The organism is Streptomyces sp. NPDC030296 (assembly GCF_055572815.1).
This window is the reverse complement of record NZ_JBVICQ010000018.1, coordinates 64048-88391: the sequence shown is the minus strand read 5'-3', so window position 1 is coordinate 88391 and position 24344 is coordinate 64048. Positions and strand designations below refer to the sequence as shown.

Below are 24344 nucleotides of genomic sequence, written 5' to 3'. Positions count from 1 at the left end.
GGCAGGGGATCAGTCGTCACTGGAGCCGGGCAGATCGTGGCCGTGGCACAACGTGCCGAACAGCTCCTCAAACGGTGTTCCCAGGGCGTGCGCGAGGGCGTGCCAGGTCTTGAGTGTGCCGATGGTGCGACCCTGCTCGATCTCGATGACCGTGCGTCTGGCCAGGCCACTGCGGGCGGCGAGCTCGTCATACGTCCACCCACGCACCGCCCGCAGACGCGCGAGCTCCAGCCGCAGCGCATTGAGGTCCGGATCGGGCGGCAAGATCGTCACCCGACCATCCGACGGTGCAGACCCCTGCCCTGTCAGTGTAGACCTCTGCCCTATTTCCCCAGGTGGTGACGCCAGCACAAGGGCAGACCTCTGCACTACGCTGGCCGCCGCTCAATTCCGGGCAAAGACCAGCAAGAACATCAAGAGGAGGACCCACGCCCATGAGGCTGCGCGCACCCTGCACGCCAACGCCGCGCGCCTGGACCGTGGAACTGCGGACACACACCAGCGGACTCCTCCTCACCTGCCGGCAATGCCCCCACGACAACAACAGCACTGTCGCAGCGACTTCCGCCCGATCAGCCGCCCTCACCCACCTCGCCCGCCACGCCCACAAAGACACCCTCCCGCCCCACCTGCGGACCTGCCAGTGCCACGAACGAGGCTGCCGCTGGCACCGCCCCCACCGCGGCTGCGCCGGCCCCGTCCGACTCCTCCTCGCCTGCGAGCGAAGCGGCCGGCTATGGCGCCTCGCCGACACCTGCACCGCCTGCGCCGCAGCAACAGCCCACGCCGCCATCGTCCCCGACACCACCCAGCTCACCCCTCGGCCAGCACCGGCCGCCTCCCGCCGCCGACGGCAACCCAGCGAACCGGACGCGCGAATCAGGGTCAGGGAAATGCTCAGCTATCTAGCGGCCGCACTCCCCGACGGAACCTCGCCCGCCACCCGGCTCATCGCCCTGCAGTGCGCTTTGCGCACAAACACCAGCATGCGGGTCAGTATTCCTCGTGGCCTGCTGCGTAGCCTCCGTCTCGGCGCCGACCTGAGCCCCTGGCAGGAGCTGGAACAAGCGCGATGGCTGCGCAGGATCCCCGAGCGTGCCGACGGGGTGGCCGCCGTATTGTTGGACGCCGTGGTGCTCGGCCAAGCGCCCGCACGCCGCGACCGCCGCCACGCGGCGGACTGGGCGCTGCGCGCCAGCAGTCCGAGCCGGGCCGGGGCGCTCGGTCCGCTCCCGCAACTGATGAGTGTCTACCTCACGGCACACAGCCACCCCGACACCGGCCAAGGGCTCATCGAGGCCGACCGGACAGCCTACGAGTGCGGTATCCAACCCACGGAACTACCCCACGTGCTTGAGCAACTGGCGGCAGCAGGGCTGCTGAGCGCATGGCGCATTGCCGCTGATACGGAAGACCTCCAATGGCTTCTGCGGGCTTCCGTGGAGGCGGGCCAAAGACAGGGCCGAGGAGCATGAGCAGGACGTCGTTTCAAGACGGAGTCACTTACTACGATCTTGGGTCGTCTTCGGTCTCCGCATCCTGGGCCGGCTGTCACGCCTGCGCAAGGCAGACCTCCACGACTCAGCCGTCCAGTCCGCCCCTGCCCGGTGGGAACGCCAGGGCGGCGGAGAAACTTCTTCCCTTCCAGTACGGCACTGGCTTTCCGGCCACCCTCGCGGTCTCAGCCAATCGCCTAAGGGGCACAGGCGCGCGTTGAATGCCAAGAGGAACCGAGAACGCGTTTCGTACGCGACCCGTACGGGCAACGTACGCGGTTCGTACGCTAGGTTGTGAGTCTGGAGGTGTGTCGATGTCCGAGTTGTTCGACGCGGTTGACGCTCTGGTTGCGTCCCGGGCCCCGCTTCCGCCCCCGGCGGAGCGTAAGCGACTGCGTGCGGCGCACGGTCTGACGATCGACGAGGTGGCCGGCGCTTTGAAGGTGCGCAGGGCGACGGTGTCGGGCTGGGAGTCAGGTAAGACCGAGCCCCGTCCGCCTGAGCGTGACGCCTACGCCCGGCTGCTGGACAAGCTCGCGGAGCTCTACCCCGCTCCCGCCGGCGAGGTCTCGCCTGCCCGGGAGACGGCTGAGCCGGCCACGCTCGCTGCCGAGCCCGCCCCAGCAGACTCGCAGGCTCTGTCCGCCGGCCAGGCGCCGCAGGCTGCGGCTATGACGACCGAACAGAACACCCAGACCAGCGCCGCCCCCGTCGCCGCTGCCCGGGCGACCGTGCCGCGCCCGGTGCACACTGCCAGGCCGTCGTCGGCATCGCGCCGCCCTGGGGTGCGGAAGGCGGCCCCGGCCGCGACTCCTGAGGGTGGCACGGACCCGCGTTTCGAGAACGGTCCGCTCGCGGTCGTCGACGTCGACCCGGATGGTCAGGTCCTCGCATACTGCACAGGAGGTCTGGTCCTGGACGTGCCGGCAAAGTCGATCCCGGCGCTGGTGGAGTGGACGCTCAAGGAGGCGAGGCTCGGGCAGCCGAAGCTGTCGGGGCCGGGCAAGGATGCCGACCCGCTGCTGGTGCTCACCGAGGCCGCGCTGGAGCGCTACGGCCTGCCCGTCGCCCTCACCGATGAGGAGCGGCTCGCCGGTCGGATCCCGGAAGGCCACAAGGTCATCAAGCATCTGGTCCGCGCGGAGTGGAAGCTCACCAAGCGGGGGTTCGGGCCGTGGGCGCGGATCTACCGCCCCGCCACCGGTTCGGAGCGGGCCTGCGTGCAGTTGTGCATCCCGTCGTGGAACGCACTGGATGCCCGGCACTGGGGCGAGGCCGGGCTGCTGCCGCCGGCGGAACTGGCCCGGGTGCTGGGTGTGTACGCGTCCCGGGTGATGACCCCGCGCGGATCGACGGCCGTGACCGGCCTGGAGCTGATGACCGCGCTGCACCCGCCGACCCGCGCCTCCGGACCGGACGCGGCGGGCAAGCGGCACTCCGAGCACAATCCCGGCAGCCTGGGCAAGGACCCGGTCGACTGCGCACCGTGCGAGGCCCCCGACGGGCACCCGCTCCTGGCGAACCTGCCGCGCTTCCATGTCCGCGGCCCCGGGGAGAAGTTGTTCGAGGAGGCGTACGACTGGGCGCGGCCGATGACGGACGCCGAGTGCACCTTGCGGCACCTGGTCGGCATCGACGTGAACATGGCCTTCGCGGCCGGAGCCAACGGCCTGGTCGTCGGCCTCGGCGCGCCGACCTACGTCAAGGCGCCGGTGTTCGATGCGAAACTGCCCGGCTCATGGCTGGTCGACCTCTCCCATGTGGACCTGTCGAGGGTGAAGGTCGCCAAGGACAGGTGGGCGGAGTTGGACGCGAGTCTGCTGCCCAGCCCGTTCACCCCCAAGGGCGACCGTCCCGAAGGCCCGGCCTGGTACGCGACGCCGACGGTCGCATACGCGGTGGAGCTCGGCTACGAGGTGCGCCCGCTGCAGGCGTACGTCCGCTACGACAACGGTCGCTACCTGGACGGCTGGTACCAGCGGCTGCGCGACGCCTATCTCGCCACCATGGCCGTCCTCGGCGTCGACGCGGACCTGTCGCCAGCCGACTTCCTCGCCGCCATGGACGGCTACAAGGAGCGCGACCCGGAGCTGGCGATCGTCGTCTCGGCCATCAAGGCGACGGTCAAGGGCGGCCTGGGCAAGCTGCGCGAGCGCCCTCGCGGGGAGGGCTGGAAGCCCGGGCAGCCGTGGCGGGCCCTGTCCCGCCCGACATGGCGGCCCGACATCCGCGCGGCCGTCATCTCCCGGACCCGCATCAACCTGCACCGCAAGATCGTCAGGCATGCGGCGTTCACCGGCCAATACCCAGTAGCGATCCTGTCCGACTGCGTCGTCTACGCGGCCGACGGCGAAAGCCCGCTGGACTTCCTGCCCTACCGAGACGGGAAGCCGCTGCCGGGCGGCTTCAAGCTCGGGGTAAACCCCGGGCTGGTGAAGCACGAGGGTACCCAGAGCATGCTGTGGGGCGAGGGCGTCCGCGAGCAGTTCAACGCTCCGGAACTCAACCTCGCCCGGTACATCAAGGACGGCACCGTCACCGACGCCGACAGCGGAGAGTAGGGGAGGGCGACGATGAGCCTGTTCGCAGACGGCCTGGACGCTGCGGTGCACAAGGCGTTCACCCGCCCGGCGCCCAGGAGCGCGCCCGCGCAGATGCGGTATCTGGTCAAGCAGCTCAAGAGCACCAGGGCGGTCGCCCAGATGCTGCGGATCTCCCAGCGCACCGTCGAACGGTACGTGAAGAACCAGATCAAGAAGCCGCGCCCGGACCTCGCTACTCGCCTGGAGCGGGAGGTGAAGGCCCGCTGGCAGCCGCAGATCCGGGCCAGGGCCCGGCAGAAGGCGGCCACCACTGGCGGCATCGTCATCGACACCCGCGCCCGGCTCGGCTACACCGCACCGATCGGGTCGACGGACCAGGACCGCATCCGGCACCTGACCGTCGCGCTGCCACCGCAGTACGCGGCCCGTCTCTTTGAGGCCCAGGAGCAGGGCGCCACCGAGCAACAGCTGCGGGAGATCGCCGCCGAAGGGCTCAAGGAGGTGTACTTCCAGGACGGTGGCCGCCGCGCCGGCCAACTGGAGGAAGTCCGCTTCACCGACATCGAGCACCTCGAGTTCGACCTCGACAGCATGTGACTGAGCGCTTCAGTTGGCGAGCTGAGCCTGCGGGTTCACCGGCCTGACTCACCGAAGCCCCGCCCAGCCCAGCACGACTCGCGAACCGAAGGGCTCAGTCCGTCCGCGGCACCTGGCGACTGGGTTCCCGTATCAGCCGATCCCGACCAGTTCGGTGATCGGGTGTACGGCATTCCGCGCCGCGCGGAGGGTGAGCCGGGGGCCAGGGCCTGACCTGTGCCCGGCCTGCCGGTGAGCGCGGGCTGCCGACGGCGCGGGACAGCAGCGCGGCGGATCGTCCCTCAGAGGGCCGACAGGGGCTCGGCACCGTCGAAGGGCGCGGTCGCGTCCGGGCAGGTCCATGGCTCGGCAAGGGTGCCGTTCTGGTTCCAGCCGTAGCGCCGCAGCTGCCTGGCCCGGTCGGCTTTGCCCTCTTGTTCGAGCAGACGCACAGCGTCGTCGAGTGCGTACCTGTTGCCGCTGTCGGCGGAACGTCGCCAGGCCGTGGCAGCGGCTTCGTTGCGTCCCGCCTTCTCATAGAGACGCGCGACGCCGCCGAAGTCGTGGCTGCGCAGGAGCAGGGTGACGGCGTCGTCGAGGCGGCGGGAACGGGTCAGCAGAGCCGTCACCGCTGACCGGATGACGAAACCCGGGTCGCCGTCCTCTCCCCACAGATGGTGCACGGCCTCATCGACACGGCCCTGGGCTTCCAGCAGAAGGACGAGCGGCGTGCGGTCGGGGGCGGAGAACCGGCCGCGGCCGGTGCCGTGCAGGTACTGGTAGGCGCTGAGAGCCTCGTTGGGGAAACCGGACCGCTCGGCCACGCACGCCGCACTGGCGATCAAGCGGGGGTCCCCGGAGCCGATTCTCGCCTGCATCCAGTCCCGGATTTGCCGTTCGTCCTCGGCTTCGCTGGCCGGTGGTGCGGTGGCCCGAGCCGCCACGATCCGGCCGAGCAGGTCGTCGTAGGCGCCGGTGGCGTCCAGGAGCATCGTGGCGAGCACGATCCCGCTTGCATTGAGGGAGGAGCGGGCCTCTTCCCATTCCTGAACCGCCTGTGCCGCAGTGACATCGGCACGGGAACGCACGTAGGCCTCGGCGGACCACAGGAGGAGGCGTTCACCGTTCCCCAGTGGGTCCGCGGCCTCCTGCACCAGGACCAGGGCGAGCGCACAATGGCCCGCGGCATGCAGCAGCCCGCCCATCCGGCACAGTGGCCGGGTGCGTTCCACGCCCGCCGGGGAGGAGGGCCCGTCGGCGGCCAGCCACTGGAGCGCCTCCGCCGAACGGCCTGCGGCTTGGAGCGAGGCGACCGCCCGGGCCAGGGCCGGCCAGTCACCGGCAGCAGCCCACTGCTGCAACCACGCCAGCGCCTCGGGTGCGCGCCCGTCGTCCTCCAGCAGGTCGGCCACCCATCCGACGGTGTGGTCGTTGACGGTGGTCGCCGAGGCGGCGGCGTAGTTCTTCAGCCATCGGATCGCCTCGTCGATCAGGCCGAGCGCCTTGAGACGCGCCACGAATTCATATTTGGCATGCCAGTTACCGCGATCGGCCAGATCACGGAGCCAGCCGATCGCCTCCTCGGTCCTTCCGGCTTCGACCATCACATCCGCCGCCTCGCGCAGGACTTCCGTGTAGTTGCCGTCGTCCAGATCCTTGGTGCTGATCAGCCGCACCCACCACGTGATCGCGTCGTTGGTGCGGCCCTGATGGTGCAGCAGTCGCGCCAGGACCGCCCAGTCGGACGTTCCTCCCGAGAAGCTGCAGCGTTTGGGTGCCCAGGTGATCGCCTCGTCGCTTCGGCCTTCCTCGAGCAAGAACTCCATGATCGACCGGTTGACGTAGTAGTACTCGCGCTGGGCCTGGTTCGCTCGTTCCCACCAGTCGCGGGCCTCTTCGCCGCACCCGGCGGCGTCCAGGTGGTAGGCCACCAGGCAGGGGGCGTCCATGTCGCCGGCATCGGCCGCCTTGGACCACCATCGCAGCGCCTCAGCGTCCTGCCCGTGTCGTTGCAGGTAGGTTCCGACGGTGACCATGGCTCGGACGTCGCCCGCCTCGGCGGCCCAGCGCCACCAGGCATGGGCCTCCTCGGCGCGTCCAGCCCGGTCCAGCAGCCGCGCCAGCTCTGCCGCCGACTCCTGGTCGCCGCCGTGCGCGGCGTGGTGCAGGAGCAGCGCCGCGTGACGAAGTCGGCCGCGTTCTTGGGCCGCCTGGGCGAGCGCACGCCGGTCTGCGTCACACGGGGCGTGGTCGAGGGCCGCCTGCCAGAAGCTGTCTGGGGGAACCATGTCGTGCCGCTGGGTACGGCCGTACTGCTGGAGGTAGTCGGCGAGGGTGACCACGCCGGGCAGAGCGCCCATGCCGGTGGGACGGGGCACGTCCTGCAGCGGCCTGACGACCCGCTTGATCATGGTGTGAGCGTGGGCGAGGGCACCGGTGAACCAGGAATTGGGGTCGGCGGCGGTGACTTCTTTGTCGGTGAGGTAGCCGCGCGCCGCCTCCTGAAGGAAGGTCAGCGGCAGCGGCCCGGTGACGCCGAGACGGTGCGCGTCCATCGCCGCGCTGATCAGGGCCTTGCCGTAGGGGGCAGGGCCGTGCGGGTCGGCCGGGTCTTCATAGTGCGCCACCAGGTCCGGTCCGGCGGCCAGCACCTGGGTGATGTCGGTTCCTCCGCTCTCCAGGGCGGTGGCCAGGGACGGGTCGTGCCGGGCGGCGTCACGGACGGCGTCCAGATCGTCGGCGAAGGAGGCGGGAAGGCGGACGTGGTGCGCCTGGGCCAGCAGCGTCCGGGCCTGCCGATGGGGGTCTGGCTGGCCGGATCCGGGAGGGGCGCTGACGGTGAGCGTCTTGTCGTGGTCGGGCCATAAGGTGGCGAACGCGAGGAACGGGCCGTCGTCGTCGAGGCGGCGCAGGAGCGCGGCCGCGGTGGCCTCGCCGGCGGGGCCACCCAGGTAGTGCTGGGCCTCGTTCAACCACAGTACGGTGCGCGGGCCGAGAGCCTTCGCGTTCAGCATGGCCAGGAGGCTGTCGGCATCCGCGGGGAGGAACAGCCGGAAGTCGTCCGGAACCGCCGTCAGGGCCTCCACGGCGGTGCGCGTCTTGCCGGTGCACGACTCCCCGCGCACCACCACCAGTAGTGGCTCGCCGCCGGCCATCGCGGCGACCAGACGGGCCCGCAGGGCGGTGTCGTGGGGGCGCGGCACATAGGTGGGCAGGACGAAGTCGGCGCTGCCCGTCGTCGTGGGTCCGCCCGGCACGGCTGGGTGCACTCCCAGTCGCTTCGGTGTCCAGTGCCGTACCGGGCGAGGGCGGTCCGCCAGCGCGTCCTGGCGAGCCCGCCGTTCTTTGTCCTCGAGCGCGGCGAGGGCCTGCTGGCGTTCCAGCGCCTCATGGTTCGACCGCGTCCGGCGCTGCAACTCGGCCGTCCACGTCCGTTTCCAGCGGTCGTCGTCCAGGAGCTCGGCGACGCTTTCGTCCGAGGACGTGTCGGCCCGGGAGTCCAGCAAGCCGTGGCGGGCAGCCTCCCCCCTGATCAGTTTGAGGACGGCCAGCAACTGGTCCAGCTCTCGCGGAAAGCGTTTGCCCTTCAGCCAGACGCCGACCGTGTCGCGGGAAAGCGGCGGCTTGGTGGCCTTGGACAGCTCGGGGTTCGAGGGCCGACGGTTCATCTGGAGCTTCTTGAAATCGCCCACCCGCTTCAGGTCGGTGAAGAAGTCCGGTGTGTCGCCCATGCCCCGTCCTATACGCGTCGGTGTCCGGCCGTGTCGGTTCAGGACACCGCCGGACACTGAGTTCCCCAAGTCCGCCACCAGCAGCCCGGCAGTGGATCCGTCCAACTCTGCGGCGGCCAGCGGCAGGACACGCCTCAGGACAGGCAATCTCGCACCCATCTGGTCCGCATGACGCAGTGGACCACTCGTCCAAGGAGACCGCGATGTCTACGCTCCAGGTCCTGATGATGCTGCTGGAGCTGTCGGTGGCCCTGCACATCGGCTGCGCCGCCGCCTTCACCGCATGGCGCGCTGGCACGCACCCTGCCGCGGCCCTTCTGGTCGGCGGCGGCGCGACCGGCACCGCCCTCGCCCTGTACCTGACAGCAATCGGCGCCTACCGCTGATAATGAACGCTCAGCTCGCCAAGTGAAGTGCTCAGTCACACAGCATCACCCTGCGGGCAGAGCTGGTCGGCAGCTCCCAGTTCGCTTGCCGACCACAGTGGAGGCGGAAGATGCTGAGTGTGGCGGGGGAGTGGGCGTTGCTCGGCCTGGCGCGGGCTCATTCCGGTTTGATCATGGGGGGAGCGGCTTGAGGGCTGTGCTGTGGCTGGTTGGTGTGCTGGGTGAGTTCTGCCGTGATGCGTTGGCTGCTTTTCAGGATGGCTGTTTCCGCGGAGGTGGCGGGCCAGGCGGTCAGCAGGTAGTGCTCGATGGGGTCGGAGTCGGTGCCGTCGGGGTTGGTGTTGCGGCCGTGTGCGTGGACGCGGATGCGGTACCAGCCGGGGCCGGCCGTGGCCAGGTCGGGTAGGTCTTCGGCGGGGCCGAGGTCGAGGGACTCCACGAGCAGTTGGCCGGATTGGCACAGGACGCTGACCTCGACGACCTCGTCCCAGGGGGCGTGGTCGGTCGTCTGGGGCGGGGTGTCTCGTGCCTCGGCGGTCACCTGGACGTCGCCTGTGCGGATGCCGGTGAGGATGATGGCGCCGTGTGACATGGGGGCGGCCAGGCCGTTGGACCAGTCGGCCGTGTCCACGGGGATGTCTCCGCCGTCCAGGACCCCGAAGGTTCCTTCCGCGACGAAGAGCTGTTGGGGGGCGCTCATCTGCTGGGGCCTCTCCTTGCCGGGGATGCGGTGGCAGCCCGGGGGCGGGCCCCCGGGCTGCGATCGTACGTCGGTTCGGCTCCGGCCTGCGGTCACCGCGTGGTCGTGATGGCCGCGGGCCGGTTGTGTCGGTCTAGGAGATACGGATCTGGAAGGGGTCTCCGTCCAGCATGCGCTCTCTGCGGAAGAACTGGGTGTTCAGGCCGCCCTGGGCGTCGTTGTCACCCTTGTTGATCATGCAGGCGCTGGCTCCCCTGGAGCCGCTGCCCGTGGGGATGTTGGGCAGGTCGCAGCCGGAGAAGGAACGGCGGGATCCGCCTGAACTGAGCCCCTGCTTGGAGGTGGCGATGGGGTATTCGTCGCAGGACTTGCCCTGAATGCTCGGGGCGTCTCCGCATGCCTTGGTGCGGTTGTCCCGGATGGTCTGGGCATTGGTGGTGCGGGTCAGCGGGTGCTTGAAGGAACCGCCGGGCAGGCCGGAGGCCTGGGCACGCTTGACGTGCTTGGCCAGGTCCGGGTAGGAGGCCTGGTCGTAATAGAGGATCGACGGGTACCAGGGGATGACGCAGCCGACGCGGGGCCGGCCGGCTGTGGCGTTGTCACAGCGGAACTCGTTGAAGCTGACCGGCAGGAGCGCGTCGTTGTAGCCGGCGGCCTGCAGGGTCAGTGTCCAGGTGCTCTTGCACTTCCCCTTGGTGCCGGCGGTGTGGATCGTTGTGTCGTAGAACGACTCACCGAGTCGCCAGGAGTTCTTGGGCAGCAGCGGCTTCTTCGGGAACTTCGCACTGCTGACCTTGCAGGCTCCGGTCTTCTTGGCGGAGCCCTTCACCGAGCCCTTGTTGAGGGCGTCGCCCCAGCCGTCGAATGCGGTGACCTCGATCTGGTGGGCGATGGTGCCCAGGCCGGTGTCCCCGTAGCTGTAACTGATGAACAGCAGCTTGGCCCGGCCGGTCTCGCGCCACACACCGTTGATCTTCTGCTTGGTGGTGAAGTCGGCACCGCCGACCTGGCACACAGACGTCCGGAGTCCGACGACCTTGCCCTTGCTTTGCTCGCACCACTGGGGAGGAGCGACCCCTGCCCGGGCCGCGTCCGCAGCCATAGCCGTCGGGCTCTGGGGAAGTGCCTCCGGTGGCACCTGCTCCACACAGGCCGCCTTGCCCTCCTCGTCAGGCTCCGAACACGCTTCCCTCGTGGAGGACATGGGCGACTGCTGCGGCTTGATGAAGGGCGGCTCGGCGCCAGCACCGGCAGCCGGCTCCTCCCCTGTGGGTTCCTCCAGCCCATCGGGTATCGGCGCAGGATCCCCTCCTTCCGCCAGCAGCTCGGACATCTCCTCGTCCATCACCCAGGAGGCGTCCCCCCAGGCCTCCTCGTCGGAGACGGTCGCGGGATCCTCCGGCGCCTCCTCCACTGCAACGTCACGCCCCGGAACAGGCTCATCAGCCGCGTACGCGGTGCTCAGACAGCTAACAAGCAGCCCGAGGGTGACGGCCCCCAAAGACAGCTTCCTCGATCTCAAGTTGTTCCCCCTGATGTTCGATAGACAGCGCGAACACAGCCCTACTCGTGGGGCGTTCACGCTGGGTCGAAGGGGATCTAAGCACAGAGGTCTGACAGTCCGCCTTCAAAAAACTTCCCCATCGGACTCGGACGCTGCAGTCGCTTCTGGGCTTCCTCACAGGGCCTGGTGCAGGGCGACTCGGCTGGGGGAATCGGATATCTCGGGCGTGCCGAAAGGGAATCTGGCTCGCCGCTGTTCTGGCCGTCCAGCCTCTCTTGGGACATCTGGACGGCTACTTGCGGGCACGCACGTGAGAGCGTCGACACTTGCTGGCCGACCGGAACTGTATCCCGCCTGACGGGCACTCGGAAAGAAAGTTCGGCCGCTGCTCCCGCGTGGCGGGACGTACCACTGATCGTGCTTTTCTTACAGGTCAGGGGTGTGTGGCGTGTCTGCATGACGATGGATATCGCGTTGATCACCGCCGGGCAGATGTACCGCTACCACTTGCGTCAGACCATCGTCGGCGACGGCCGGCGCTCGGCGCGCACGTCGCTCGTCAAGGCTCAGGAGGAGGCCGGTGTCCCGGTCGGCCGTTGGATGGGCCGCGGACTCGCCGCCCTCGGCCTGGCCGCCGGGGACGTTGTCACCGAGGCGCAGTTGCGGAACCTGTTCGAGGAGAGAGGCCAGCACCCGCACGCGGATCTGATTGACGCCGACCTGCTGGCTGAGGGCAAGTCGCCGAAGGCCGCGTGGAAGGCCGGTGCCCTCGGTCGCCGGGTGAAGGTCACGGGCTTCGACCTCGTCTTCCGTCCGCAGCCGACGATCTACCTGCTGTGGGCGCTGGGGGATGACGAGACCCGGCGGGTGATCGAGGCCACGCACGAGCGGGCGATCGAGCGGGTCCTTGAGTGGATCGAGGACCAGGAGGGTCAAGCTGCGGGAGGGCGCTGAGTCGGGGCAGTGACACTCCGGGGTGATCAACATCACCTGGGCTGGCTGGAACCTTTCGCTTGGGTGGCCTATTCACACCATGTTCACGGCGGCTACTGTCCTCGTTCACTGATCCAATTCAGGAACGCGTCATTCCGTTTCCGTGCTGGGGAGCACGGCTGGACCCTGCCCTGATGCCGACGGTTTGTACATGTGAGCTGCGGGTCCGTGCTGTGGTGCGGCCTGCGTGGGGCGGGGGTTCGAGTGGCTGCTCGGCGTGCGCGTGTTGTTTCGGTCGGCCTTGCGGGTGCGATGCTCGCGGCTTTGCTGTCGACGGTGTCGGTGGTGTCGCCGCAACCGGCCATCGCGGCGGCTGATGACACGACGCCGGTTGTTCCGTCGCAGCCTCTGGGTTCGGTGCCGCTGCAGCAGGCCGAGGAGGTCGGTAAGCCGCTGCCGGCTCCGAAGTGGCCGAGTGCCGCGGAGGCGACGGTCGACTTGTCGGAGGCGGCGCCGGGGGAGCCGGGCACCGTGGCGCCCGAGTCGTCGGCCTCGCCCAGCACCGGCAGTGCCGGTGAGGAGACGCAGGTCGCCGAGGTCGTCGAGGTGGCGCCCGTAGCCGAGGAGACCGGTGTCGAGGCCCAGCTGGGGGAGTCCCGCCTGGCGAAGGAGGACACCGCCTCACCGAGCGCCACCCCCAGCCCCTCCGACGCTGCTGCGAGCCAGAGCCCTCAAGCCGAGCCCACGTCCACGCCGGACCCGACCGGCTCCGCGACGACGGCCGAGCCTGATCCGGATCCGCTCTCCCCTGACGCGGTGGATGTGCGGGTGTTGGACCGTGAGGCCGTGGCCCCGGCCGGCGGTATCGGTCTCGGTCTGCAGGTCACCCGGACCGACGGTGTCGATGCTCCGGGTGAGGTCCAGGTCGGCATCGACTACTCCGGCTTCAAGTACGCCTTCGGCGGTGACTTCGCTGCCCGGCTGCGTCTGGTGAAGGTCCCGGCCTGCGCGCTGCAGACCCCGGAAGCGGCCGGCTGCACCGACCGCGAGATCGTGCCGGCGGACAACGACACCGAGACCGGCACCCTGACCGCGACGGTGCCGGCGGACGCCGACACGACGGCGGACGGCCTCTCGACGCAACTGATACGGGAATCGGGCACCAGCGGCGGCAGCGTGTTCCTGCTGAACACGGGCTCCTCCTCCGACCAGGGCGACTACCGGGCATCCACGCTGTCGCCCACCGGGTCGTGGGACGTGTCGACCGGGTCGGGCGCGTTCACCTACAACCTGCCCATCCAGCTGCCCAAGCCCCCGATGGGTGAGGCGCCGTCGCTGGCGATGACCTACAACTCGCAGTCGGTCGACAGCCGCACTTCGGCGTCGAACAACCAGGCGTCCTGGGCCGGCATGGGCTGGGATCTGAACGTCGGCTACATCGAGCGCCGCTACCGCAACTGCACCGAGGACGGCCTGTCCACGATCGGGGACCTGTGCTGGGACTCGCCTAACTCAGCCGAGGAGCCGTCCGGGGCGGTCTACGTCATCAACCTCAACGGGGTCACCTCGGAGCTCATCCAGGACAACACCGGCACGGGTGCCTATCACGTCAAGGACGACCCGGGCTGGCGTGTGCAGCGGCTGCTCAACGGGCACGGCGCGGGCCGTGACGGCGAGTACTGGCTGATCTCCTCCCAGGACGGCCACCGCTACTACTTCGGCTGGGGCCGCTCCGAGCGCACCGGCACCGCGACCGCGTCCGTGTTCACCGTCCCCGTCGTCGGCAACGACACCGGTGAGCCCTGCCGGGACCAGTTCCCCGTGCCCTGCACGCAGGCCTGGCGCTGGAACCTCGACCGCGTCGTCGACGCCAACGAGGTCGAGACGATGTACTTCTACGACAAGGAGTACAACCATTACCGCTCCGTCGCCGACGTCGACCAGGCCCGCCAGTACGTCTCCTCCGGCTACGTGAAGGAGATCCAGTACGGCTGGTCCTCCCAGATCACCAATGGCAAGGTCCCGGCGAAGGTCGAACTCAGCCACGTCAACCGCTGTATCGAGCGGGTCAACGAGAACGACCCACTACGCGACGAGCCCGCGGCCTGCCCCACCTTCGACGACAAGCCGACCTCCTACCCCGACGTGCCCATCGACCTCATGTGCGACGGCACCGCGGCGGACTACCACTGCGCGGGCAAGACCTACTACCCCACGTTCTTCTCCACCGACATGCTGTGGGACATCAAGACCTACGTCAGTGACCAGGACGGCACCGGCTGGGACCTGGTGCAGCAGTACCAGAACAAGTACGGCATGCCCAACCCCGACGGGACCATCGGCAAGACGCTGTGGCTGGACTACGTGCAGCGCCGCACGTACGGCAACGGTACCGACCTCGTTCTGCCGGTGATCAACTTCAACCGAGTCGACCTCGACAACAAGGTCGGCTCCGCCGAGCTGAATTTCCCCCGTATCAAGGAGATCCACGGCGATCTCGGGGCCACGACCACCGTCTCCTACGGCTTCGCCAACCCCTGCGACATCAACAACCTGCCCGCCCAGTCCGCGAACACCAAGGACTGCTTCTGGCAGAAGTGGACCCCGGAAGGCGAAACCGAATCCAGGACCGGCTGGTTCAAGAAGTTCCTCGTCACCCAGGTCGACGTCGACCCGACGGTGACGACCAACCAGGACGGCGCCCCAGTGATGACCACCTCGTACACCTACGAGGACGGAGCCGGCTGGCGGTTCACCAACGACCCGCTCACCAAGGACGAGGACGAATCCTGGACCGACTGGCGCGGCTACCAGGAGGTGAAGGTCTCCACCGGCTCGGGAACGGGGAAGAAGACCAAGAAGTACTGGCTCTACCGCGGCCTGGACGGCGACCGCACCTCCAAGACCGACCCGTCACTGACGAAGAACGTCACCGTCGACAACGGCGACGGCGCCTCATTCACCGACCACGACTGGCTCTCGGGCAAGGTCCTTTCCACCTCCCTGCGCGACGACCAGGACGTCTCCCACGAGCGCACCTACCACTCGTACTGGTCCCACAACACCGCCCAGTACGACGGCCTGCCCGACGCCCGCTTCGTCCGCGAAAACAAAACGATCACCAAAAGCAAGATCAGCAGCGGCTGGCGCGAGCACACCGTCGAGAACGAATACGACACCTCCGAAGCCGCCTCCACCACCTTCGGCCTGCCCATGCGCACCGACGACTGGGGCGAGCCGAACGTCTCCGACAACCGCTGCACCACCTACGGCCGCGCCTACAACACCGACCCCTACGACTCCACCGGCGCCCAGCGCTGGACCGTCCTCCAGGACCAGGTCAAGCACTACTCCGTGGGCTGCTCCAGCATCGCCGACAGCAACCAGGACGGCTACACCACCACCCTGTACGACGGCGCCACCAGCGTGGCCGACAACAAGCCCGTCGACGGCAACCCCACCGCATCACGCACCTACACCAAAGCCGGCACCTACCGCTCCACCTGGACCGGCTACGACGACGCCGGCCGCGCGATATGGACCGAGGACGGCAAGCACAACCGCATCACCACCGCCTACAACCCGCCCAACACCTGGCCCCTTAACGGCGTCACCACCACAACCCCCGACCCCGACGACGCCGCCACCCCCCGCAGCGAAATGACCTCCACCGTGTGGAGCTCCCGCTTCTGGGGCGCGCCCACCACCGTCAAGGACGTCAACGGCCACTCCACCCGGGTCACCCTCGACTCCGCGGGCCGGGTGACCGAGGTGTGGAAGCCCACCGAGACCGGCAGCTCGCCGTCGATGAAGTTCAGCTACACCATCCCCACATCCACCAACAGCTCCGGCGTCCCCGACGCGGTCGACGGCTACCCCCACATCGCCAGCCACGTGCTGCAGTCCGGCAGCACCTACCTGACCTCCCACTCCTACATGGACGCCCTCGGCAGAGCGCGAGAGACGCAGACCCCACTGCCGGACGCCACCATCTGGCCGTCCGGGCAGACGGTCCCGTACCGGCAAGTGGCGGTCACCCGCTACGACTCCGCCGGCCAGGTCACCGGCACCTCAGCGGTCTTCCGCAACCAGGGAACCGCCGGCTCCGGCGGCCCCTCCAGCCCCGAGGTTTCCGACCTGCCCTCCTACAACGACCTGGTACTGGACTGGGCCGGCCGCACCGTGAGCTCCCGCATTCAGGTAAACGGGGTCACCCAGGCCGAAGGCAAGGTCACCACCACCTACAACGGCAACTACACCACCGTCCAGCCGGCCGGACAGAGCCCCATCGACACGTACACCGATGTCTACGGCCAGGTCTCCAAGGTCGTCGAGCACAGCGGCAGCTCCACCTACACCACGTCCTACGCGTACACCGAAAAGGGCGAGCTGAAGCAGATCACCGACACCTTCGGCAACACCACCCTCTACACCTACGACTGGGCCGGACAGCGCATCACGACCGAGGACCGCGACGCGGGCAGCTCCACAGCCGAATACGACGCCAACGGCAACATCAGCAAGTTCACCAGCAACGGTGGCAAGACCGTCCTGACGTATGCGTACGACTACCTGGGCCGCAAGACCGCCGTCGCCAGCGGCTCGGACCAGCTCGCCGCCTGGGTCTGGGACGGCCTGAACACCCCCAACGGCAAGGGCCGGATCACCTCCACCACCAGCCGCGACACCGCCGGCAACACCTACACCACCCAAACCGGCTCCTTCGACGCCCGCGGCCGCGCCCTCAGCAGCACGGTCACCATCCCCTCCGGTGTCGGGCAGCTGGCCGGCGACTACACCACCTCCTACACCTACGACGCCGCCGACCACCTCACCAAGGCGACCTACCCCGCCGCAGGCGGGCTCCCCGCGGAGACGGTCACCACCACATATGACGCCTACGGCCGCCCCGACCGCCTGACCAGCACCCTCGGCACCGCCGTCTACATCGACGACACCGACTACGACTCCTACGGCCGCCTCGTCGGCCGCCTCTACGGATCCGAATTCGACGGCAACGGCATCCGCGCTCAGCGCAGCTACGCCTACGACGACAACAACGGCACCCGCCAGCTGAAGACCATCGCAACGACCACCAGCGTCAACGAACTGGTCACCGAAACCCAGAAGGACACCTACACCTACGACCTGGCCGGACGGATCACCGAACTGCGCGAACAGGCCACCGGCCAGACCGCCCAGTCACAGTGCTTCCGCTACGACCCCCTGAGCCGACTCGAGAAGGCCTTCACCCACACCACGGCCGGCATCTGCGCGAACACCGCCCAGACCACCACCGACAACGGCGGCACCGCTCCCTACCAGACTGCCTTCACCTACGACCCAATGGGCAACCTGCAGTCCGTCACAGACACAAACTCCGCCGGCACCGCAGACCTGCGCGACTACCTCTACCCCGGCTACAACGACGCCGACACCTGGACCACAGCCAACGCCAAGCAGCCCCACGGCGTCCGCAAGATCCTCCACAAAACCGGCAACACGGCCACCCAGACCGACACCTTCACCTACGACTACGACGGCACGATGCTGCAACGCATCGAACAACCCGCCGGCACCACCAACAAGACCACCGTCGACTACACCTGGACCAAGTTCGCCCAACTCGCGACGGTCACCACCACCAAGGCCAGCGGCAGCGAACTGACCCGCTACGCCTACGACGCCGACGGCAACCTCATCGTCCGCACCACCCCCAGCGAAACCATCGCCTCCCTCGGTGGCACCGAACTGCGCACCGACGGCACCAACGTCACGGCCACCCGCTACTACACAGCTGGCTCCACCACCGTCGCCATGCGCACCACGGAAGGCACCACCGCCGCCAACGGCAAGCTCACCTACCTGATGGGCGACACCCAGGCCTCCACCCAGATCGCCGTCGACGCCACCACCGGCACCTCCACCCGCCGCCGCTACACCCCCTTCGGCGACGAACGTAGCGGCACCCTGCCCACCGGCACCGACAACGGCTTCCTCGGCAAGACCGAGGACACGAGCACCGGCCTGTCCCTGCTCGGCGCACGGGCCTACGACCCGAACCTGGGACGGTTCCTGAGCCCGGACCCGCTCAGCAGACCGTACGACCCGCAGAACCTCTCCGCCTACAGCTACTCGTCCAACGACCCGGTCAACCGCATGGACCCGACCGGCCTGGAGGACTGTTACCCGTACGACTGCGCTGGAGAGGTCACCGACTTCGACGAGCCCAAGCCCACGGGCGGAACGGCAACAACGGGCAGCGGCGGAACGGCCACAACGGGCAGCGGCCGACCTGGCCTCAACAACCGCTCCTGCGCATTCGCTGATCCCCAGTACTGTGCCCAGCCAGGCCCCCACGGCCTGTACGCCCCCAGCGGCCCAGTGGGCAGCAGCCCGGAGGCAGCCCCGTCCCCCGTCGCAGAGGTGCTACTGGCGGGCTGTAGCTGGTTTCCTGTTGCCGGCTGGGGCTGTGACTACGTCGACCTCAAGCGGGCCTGGAACGAAGGCGACAAGATCGGTATTTTCGCAGGAGTCGTTGGATTCCTCCCAGGTGGAGATGTCGCCAAGGTTCCCCGACAGGTCGACAACATTGCGGACGCGCTGAAGGGCGCCAAAAATCTGTGCACCAAGTGCTTCCTGGCAGGCACCGATGTCCTCATGAGCGACGGCACCACGAAGGACATAGAGGACGTAGAACTCGGCGACAAGGTTCAGGCCACCGACCCTGAAACCGGTGAAACGGGGCCACGTGAAGTTACCCGCCTCATCGTCACTGAGGACGACAAGCACTTTAACGAGCTGTCCATTGCCACCGGGGCCGGCATCGAGAAGCTCACGGCGACCCACGAGCACCCGTTCTGGTCACCATCCGAGGGTGATTGGAGCGAGGCAGGCAGACTCAAGCCGGGAATGAGCCTGCTCACCGACGACGGCGACACGGTCATTGTCACCGGCAACCGGACCTACACACAGCATGCGACTACGTACAACCTCACCGTTGACGGCCTGCACACGTACTATGTACTCGCTGGGCAGACGCCGGTCCTGGTTCACAACAGCAACTGTGATCCTCGATTCGAAGTCGACTCCAAGGGGAACGCCACCGATCTCGCCAATCCGGGCGGCAGGGTCGGCGTTCCGAAACTTGAAGGTGGCACCCTGCAAGAAGTGGGCGGGCGCGTCTGGGGATCCGGAGACCCGTCTCACCTCATAGGAACACGCTCTCCGGCTGAATTGCGAGGCCTGGCAACCAGGGGCGACGCGGAGAAATTGCAGGACTTCTACCGGAGTGCAGCACTCGCAGGAAAAGGTGGGAAGACTGCACCGGCGCGCGTGGTACTCACTCAGGAGATCATCGATGCTTGGAGATAGTCAGGTGAGCAACGGAGAGCAGGTCGTAGACCTGAAATTCGTGGCGGCGCGAGGGGAGAGCGTCGAGGTGTGCTTCGAGCCGGTAGGAACCACCTTCTCTCTGAGCGATGGTGAGGCGGTATTTCTCCGGACTGCAATCTCGAACGTGGCCTCGCTTGAGATTGTTTCGTGGCCTAACGGGATTGGGGTTTGGGTCCCCTATCCCGGTGACTACGCGATCATTGACTCAAAGGGGAAAGAAATCGATACGCTCTGAGCCCCTCCCGTAAGGGAGCGAACAGCAGTCGCTCACTCCAAAGTCCGCCGACCGGGTATTGGCGGCGAGATCGCAGAGGTGGTCGGCGATGCCTTGGATACCGTCCTCGGCATCCTCGACTGGGGCCTGTCCGATCCATGGTGGCGGACGTTCCGGCATGATGCCGGGGTGAGCACCATTGTCGAGTTCTTCGCGGCTGCGGATGATGCGTCAGCGGCTCTCGTGCTTCAGACCGGGCCGTCACGCGCGTTCGCCTCGCTCTCCTTCGGCAACTTCGATCCCGAAGAGGCTGTGGTCGAGTGGGAGTGCCTGTTGACCGGCGCCAGGTTCGAGCGACTCGTTGAAGCCGACGAGCCTCGCCTCGTTGCAGGCCAGGACGATGACGGGTGCGTCGTCTTCGCGATCTCGCCTCGACTGTCCGCAGCGCTCGCTGAGGCCGAGCGGTCCGAGGTGAAGGATGCCGCCGCCGCATGGTCCTTTCAGCGGGCTGAGGACGGCGAGGTCATCGACCCGGAGATCGCCGAAGTGATACTGAGTGATCTGGCTGCCCTCGTCAGCAGTGCCCGACGCCAGGGCCAGAACGTCTACTGCTGGGTCGCGTAGGAGTTCACGCTCGGGGCCAGATCGCAACGGACGCCGAGGTGGCGGTGCCGAGGAAGACGTAGCGCATGGCGTGGTCCCTGCCCGAGCCGATGCTCACCGCGGCCGTCGACAGCCCCCGCGTACTGCTACACCCTCGGACGCCGCCCACGCCGGTACCCGGCTGATCCCTAGGTCCCTGCGAGAGCGGCGGCGGGGGACGGTCAGCGGGCGCGGGTGACCTCGATGACGGTGTCCGGGCAGCTGTCGAGGACTTCGGTGAGCGCGGTCTGCTCGGCCGGGTCGACGGTCAGGTCCCAGCGTGTCTTGATGGCGATCCAGTCGGTGGCGTAGGTGCAGCGGTAGCTCTCGGCGGGGGGTTGCCAGGTGGTGGGGTCCTGGTCTGCTTTGGAGCGGTTGCTGGTGGCGGAGACGGCGATCAGGGCGCGGGGGTCGTCGAGGTCGTTGGCGTAGGCCTGGCGTTCGGCCGGGGTCCACGCGGAGGCGCCGGAGTCCCAGGATTCGGCAAGGGGGACGAGTTGGTCGATGTCGAGGGCGCGGGCCGCGGTGAAGACGGTGCCGTCGTACGGCGAGTGCCAGGAGCCGCCCGTGAGAACGCAGTTGGCGCCCTGGGCGGGGGCCGTGACGGCCTCCTCCAAAAGGACCTCGTTCCTTGTGCTGCATCCGTCTCGGTCGGCGTCGATCCAGTGCCGGAACTTCGTGCGCTCGTAGCCGGTGCGGTCCTCGTCCTGGACGAGCAGGGCCTGGAAGGCGTCGCGGACCGGGAGGACGACAAGGTCACCAGGAGCGGCGTGCGCCGTTGTGGCCGGGGCGAGCAGGAGGGTGAGCGCGGAGAAGACGGCGGTCGCGGCGCCGGCGGTACGGGAGAGACGCATCAGGGAGTCCTTCCGAAAGATCACAGGCAGGTTGTGATCTTTCGTAGTGCTCCCGGCCACGAGCTGTTCGCGGCTTGGGCGTGGGCTCGCCCGCACGGGCGGTAAGTCACATCGTCGCCCCGTACACCCCCTCCCGGCAGCCACTGATCGACGCCTCGCCCTGGGCCTGGGACAGCGCGTGCCCCGCTCCTGGGGTGCGTGGCCGCTTTGCTGGGCGACCAGCGGATCCTGCGGAAGTGGGAGCGCGGCGCGGAAACGGCCTGCGCAGCGGCGGTCACTCTGTCACCCAGCCGTGAGTCTGAACTGCACCCCGCAGGAATACCGCACGGACCCGGTGCTCTGGATTACCGTCCCGGCGCGCTGGGAGGGGCCATCGAGTAGCTGACGACCTGCACTTCGAGCTGTACGCGGCGCCCTTCGCGTACCTGCCCACGACACAAAGAGGCTCGTTGGTCATGTGATGTGCATCACTGGGCGGTGCGTGTTGATGCACGCCTCCACGGCCCTGTGACCTGCGCTTTTACCCGCGACCCGGATGAGGGCATGACTCCAACGCACTTTACCTACACACTCAAATCACGCTCCCCTGGCGCAGCGGAAAAGTCCTGGTTACTCCCCTTCGCGGTATTCCGCTGAAACCGGTGACTGCCGGTGGCCCCCAGTACGGTTGTGGCTACCAGAAATGCCCCTTCGGCGGCATGACGAAGGGAGACCTCTGCGCGGTCCGTGCTTTGGCGGGCCTGGCCACGCGGAGGTCTCCCTCTCGTGCCGTCAAGCGGCCCGTCCTACACAAGGAGAGCCAGACCGAATGACGCCTCTCGAACGTACCCCAGGTACGACCCCGCTGCCGAAATCCACCCCGCTCACCTGGTTCACGGTGCTCACCGGCTTCGCGTCCATCGTCGCGGTCGTCGTCCTGTCCCTGACCCACCACGGCGATGCCGCAACGGCAGCAGGCAGCATCGGAACAGCGGTGACCGCCATCGGCAGTGTTCAGATCGGCATGCGCAACCGCCAGTGACAGCCGCTGCCTGTTTCAACCTGAACGCCGTGCGCGTCCGGCCGGGCAACGCCTGCCCGGCTTGGCCGCCGTCACCTACGCACGGTGGTTCGGACCCCCGACCCGCTGCGGCTTCCCCCTGTCGTCTCCCCTGCGTTCCCCCTGTGATGCGGGAGGCTTGATCAACTCGCGTTTACGCAGATCAGCTCAGGGTTCTGGCCCCCCGGTTCAGCCTCGGCACTTGGTGTCCTGCATGATCAGGCACAGCAACAGGGGCCCGCCCGTGAGGGGTCTGCCAGGAGGACGGGGGCAGGCGGTGGGCGGTTCGAAGCTGAGCCGGTACGGGTCGACGGGACGCCCCCGCACGATGTGCCTGGCCGCGCTCGGGGTGGTCAAGATCGCCACGCCGGACCAGATACGCAGGCTGATGTGCCCGGGCACGAAGGACGCGGCCACGGTGCGCGGCGGGCTGAAGGACCTGGAGGCCGAGCACCTGGTGGTCTCGCCGGGCAGCGCGGTGCGCGTCAACGACGACGGTGTGCGGGTCACCGAGAAGCTGTGGGGACGCTGACCCCGGCCGGGCTGGAGGCGGCAGCCGTGGTCCTGGACCGGCAGGTCCGGGAGATGGGCGGCACCGCGCGGGCGGCTGCGGCCTCCGGCGCGAAGCACGCCCGCGCGGTGACCGACGTCCTGGACGCGTTCCTGCAGACCCCGCCCGAGCCGACACAGCCCGTCGTCCGCAAGGCGTTGCCCGCCCCCGCCGCGCCGTCGGCCGACCCGGCCCCGGCCGCGCGACCGGAGGGGCTGGGCCCGCTGACCGCCTGGTCCACCGAGGTGGTGCTCCCGGTCGCGGGCACGTTCCAGTCTCCCGCCCGCGGCAGCCTGCGCGCCGACATGGTGTTCGCCTCGCCCGGCCACGACGTTGCGCCGCTGCTGTACGTGGAGGTCGACAACGGCACCGAGGGACCGCCCCTCGTCGCGGACAAGATCGAGCGCTACCACCGGTTCTTCGCCCGCCGCGCGAGCCTCAACGGCCGCGAGGTGCCGCTGTGGCGGACCGTGTGGCCGGCCACCGGACGCGACGGCCACCCGCCGGTGGCGCTGGTGTTCACCAAGAACGTCGGGCAGCTCGCCATGCAGACCCGCATGCGCGAGGTCGGCGAACTCGCCCGCGACCACTGGCGCGGACACTGGAACAGCGACAACCACACCCCCGACGATCCGGGGCCGGACGGCTACCGCGACTACACGGGCACGGTGCCGCTGCTGGCCACCACCCTGCGCCTGCTCGCCGCCCACGGCCCGGTCTGGTGGCGCTACGGCCACACAACCTGGCAACCCCTCACCGACGCACTCGACAACCCCGACGACCACCGCGCCTACTCGGCGCGAGTGGCCCGCCGCAGCTCCGCGCGCGCCGACGGGGCCGTGCGCGGCTGGGGCAGCTGACCCACGGGACGCGGCTGTGCGCGCTGTCCCCGCAGCCGTCCGGCACCCCCTGCGTCCGCGTCCACTGCTGACCTGACCAACGCCCGAGCGCCCGGCCCCATAAGCGCGTGCGAACTTCTTATCGCAGGTCAGAGGTCGTTCGTACGCATCGTTTGAAGGATGCCGTTCGTTACGCGCCACCGGCTCAGTCGGTGCTTGCCCTGCGCCGTAGCCAGTGGCCTCGCCTGCGACGTGTTGTGCGCGAGGGGGCCAACGCCGCCGCCAGGGCCTGGCTACTGGCCAGGGTGTGGGGGTGGTTGGGGCCCAGGATGCGGGTGCGGTCGTTGAGGGTCTGCTGGTGCAGCTCGGCCGCCCGCGCATGCTCCCCCATCCCGTCCAGGGCGTTGGCGAGGTTGTTGCAGCTGGTCAGGGTGTCGGGGTGGTCGGGGCCCAGGACGCGGGTGCTGTCGTCGAGGGTCTGCTGGTGCAGCTCGGCCGCCCGCGCATGCTCCCCCATCCCGTCCAGGGCGTTGGCGAGGTTGTTGCGGCTGGTCAGGGTGTCGGGGTGGTCGGGGCCCAGGACGCGAGTGAGGCCGTCGAGGGTCTGCTGGTTAAGCTCGGCCGCCCGCGCATGCTCCCCCATCTTGCGCAGGGCGGTGGCGAGGTTGCCACGGCTGGTCAGGGTGTGGGGGTGGTCGGGGCCCAGGATGCGGGTGCGGTCGTCGAGGGTCTGCTGGTGCAGCTCGGCCGCCCGCGCATGCTCCCCCATCTTGCGCAGGGCGGTGGCGAGGTTGCCACGGCTGGTCAGGGTGTCGGGGTGGTTGGGGCCCAGGATGCGGGTGCGGTCGTCGAGGGTCTGCTGGTTAAGCTCGGCCGCCCGCGCATGCTCCCCCATCTTGCGCAGGGCGGTGGCGAGGTTGCCACGGCTGGTCAGGGTGTGGG

Annotated in this window: 17 protein-coding genes; 11 read left to right on the top strand and 6 right to left on the bottom strand. The window is 68.6% G+C overall.

All coding sequences use genetic code 11. From position 1 onward, the window contains the following. Positions 1–9: 9 nt before the first annotated feature. Positions 10–273 (bottom strand): helix-turn-helix transcriptional regulator, encoded by a 264-nt coding sequence (locus ACZ4Z3_RS36910; protein WP_468505154.1) that lies wholly within the window; start codon positions 271–273, stop codon positions 10–12. A gap of 620 nt (positions 274–893) precedes the next feature. Between ACZ4Z3_RS36910 and ACZ4Z3_RS36905 the strand changes: the two genes are divergently transcribed. From ACZ4Z3_RS36905 to tpg, 3 genes are all read left to right on the top strand, one after another. Beyond that, positions 894–1475 (top strand): hypothetical protein, encoded by a 582-nt coding sequence (locus ACZ4Z3_RS36905; protein WP_468505153.1) that lies wholly within the window; start codon positions 894–896, stop codon positions 1473–1475. A 335-nt stretch (positions 1476–1810) separates the two neighbouring features. Then, on the top strand, positions 1811–4057 hold the full coding sequence (gene tap, locus ACZ4Z3_RS36900; RefSeq protein ID WP_468505152.1) for a telomere-associated protein Tap: 2247 nt from the start codon (positions 1811–1813) through the stop codon (positions 4055–4057). Positions 4058–4069: 12 nt separating this feature from the next. Further along, a complete protein-coding gene (gene tpg, locus ACZ4Z3_RS36895; protein WP_468505151.1) occupies positions 4070–4636 on the top strand; it encodes a telomere-protecting terminal protein Tpg in 567 nt (188 codons plus the stop codon). 281 nt (positions 4637–4917) lie between these two features. Here tpg and ACZ4Z3_RS36890 read toward each other — a convergent pair whose 3' ends face one another. Continuing rightward, the gene (locus ACZ4Z3_RS36890; protein WP_468505150.1) at positions 4918–8346 is read right to left on the bottom strand and encodes a tetratricopeptide repeat protein; all 3429 of its coding nucleotides are present in this window, start codon (positions 8344–8346) and stop codon (positions 4918–4920) included. A gap of 203 nt (positions 8347–8549) precedes the next feature. On the opposite strand from ACZ4Z3_RS36890, the gene ACZ4Z3_RS36885 reads away from it, so the two are divergent. Further along, the gene (locus tag ACZ4Z3_RS36885) at positions 8550–8732 is read left to right on the top strand and encodes a hypothetical protein (RefSeq protein WP_468505149.1); all 183 of its coding nucleotides are present in this window, start codon (positions 8550–8552) and stop codon (positions 8730–8732) included. 157 nt (positions 8733–8889) lie between these two features. On the opposite strand, the gene ACZ4Z3_RS36880 is transcribed toward ACZ4Z3_RS36885, so the two are convergent. Continuing rightward, a complete protein-coding gene (locus ACZ4Z3_RS36880; RefSeq protein WP_468505148.1) occupies positions 8890–9432 on the bottom strand; it encodes a hypothetical protein in 543 nt (180 codons plus the stop codon). A gap of 133 nt (positions 9433–9565) precedes the next feature. After that, a complete protein-coding gene (locus ACZ4Z3_RS36875; protein WP_468505147.1) occupies positions 9566–10846 on the bottom strand; it encodes a NucA/NucB deoxyribonuclease domain-containing protein in 1281 nt (426 codons plus the stop codon). 546 nt (positions 10847–11392) lie between these two features. Between ACZ4Z3_RS36875 and ACZ4Z3_RS36870 the strand changes: the two genes are divergently transcribed. The 4 genes from ACZ4Z3_RS36870 (at position 11393) to ACZ4Z3_RS36855 (ending at position 20102) form a co-directional block, all read left to right on the top strand. Next, positions 11393–11890 (top strand): relaxase domain-containing protein, encoded by a 498-nt coding sequence (locus ACZ4Z3_RS36870; protein WP_468505146.1) that lies wholly within the window; start codon positions 11393–11395, stop codon positions 11888–11890. Positions 11891–12181: 291 nt separating this feature from the next. Further along, positions 12182–19243 carry a polymorphic toxin-type HINT domain-containing protein gene (locus ACZ4Z3_RS36865; RefSeq protein WP_468505145.1) on the top strand — a complete coding sequence of 2354 codons (7062 nt, stop codon included), beginning with the start codon at positions 12182–12184 and terminating at the stop codon, positions 19241–19243. Between the two features lie 4 nt (positions 19244–19247). Continuing rightward, on the top strand, positions 19248–19499 hold the full coding sequence (locus ACZ4Z3_RS36860) for a hypothetical protein (protein WP_468505144.1): 252 nt from the start codon (positions 19248–19250) through the stop codon (positions 19497–19499). A 93-nt stretch (positions 19500–19592) separates the two neighbouring features. Next, entirely contained in the window at positions 19593–20102 is a 510-nt protein-coding gene (locus ACZ4Z3_RS36855; protein WP_468505143.1) for a hypothetical protein, read from the top strand. A gap of 200 nt (positions 20103–20302) precedes the next feature. Here ACZ4Z3_RS36855 and ACZ4Z3_RS36850 read toward each other — a convergent pair whose 3' ends face one another. Then, positions 20303–20974 (bottom strand): HNH endonuclease family protein, encoded by a 672-nt coding sequence (locus ACZ4Z3_RS36850; RefSeq protein WP_468505142.1) that lies wholly within the window; start codon positions 20972–20974, stop codon positions 20303–20305. 808 nt (positions 20975–21782) lie between these two features. Between ACZ4Z3_RS36850 and ACZ4Z3_RS36845 the strand changes: the two genes are divergently transcribed. The 3 genes from ACZ4Z3_RS36845 to ACZ4Z3_RS36835 all read left to right on the top strand — a co-directional run bounded on the left by ACZ4Z3_RS36845 (position 21783) and on the right by ACZ4Z3_RS36835 (position 23423). Further along, entirely contained in the window at positions 21783–21995 is a 213-nt protein-coding gene (locus ACZ4Z3_RS36845; RefSeq protein WP_468505141.1) for a hypothetical protein, read from the top strand. Positions 21996–22290: 295 nt separating this feature from the next. Further along, a complete protein-coding gene (locus ACZ4Z3_RS36840; RefSeq protein WP_468505140.1) occupies positions 22291–22545 on the top strand; it encodes a hypothetical protein in 255 nt (84 codons plus the stop codon). Beyond that, positions 22533–23423, top strand: a complete 891-nt coding sequence (locus ACZ4Z3_RS36835) for a replication-relaxation family protein (RefSeq protein ID WP_468505139.1) — start codon at positions 22533–22535, stop codon at positions 23421–23423. The genes ACZ4Z3_RS36840 and ACZ4Z3_RS36835 overlap by 13 nt, the downstream gene beginning before the upstream one ends. A 184-nt stretch (positions 23424–23607) precedes the next feature. On the opposite strand, the gene ACZ4Z3_RS36830 is transcribed toward ACZ4Z3_RS36835, so the two are convergent. After that, positions 23608–24344, bottom strand: a 737-nt coding sequence (locus ACZ4Z3_RS36830) for a tetratricopeptide repeat protein (protein ID WP_468505138.1), incomplete at its 5' end; no start/stop codon positions are given.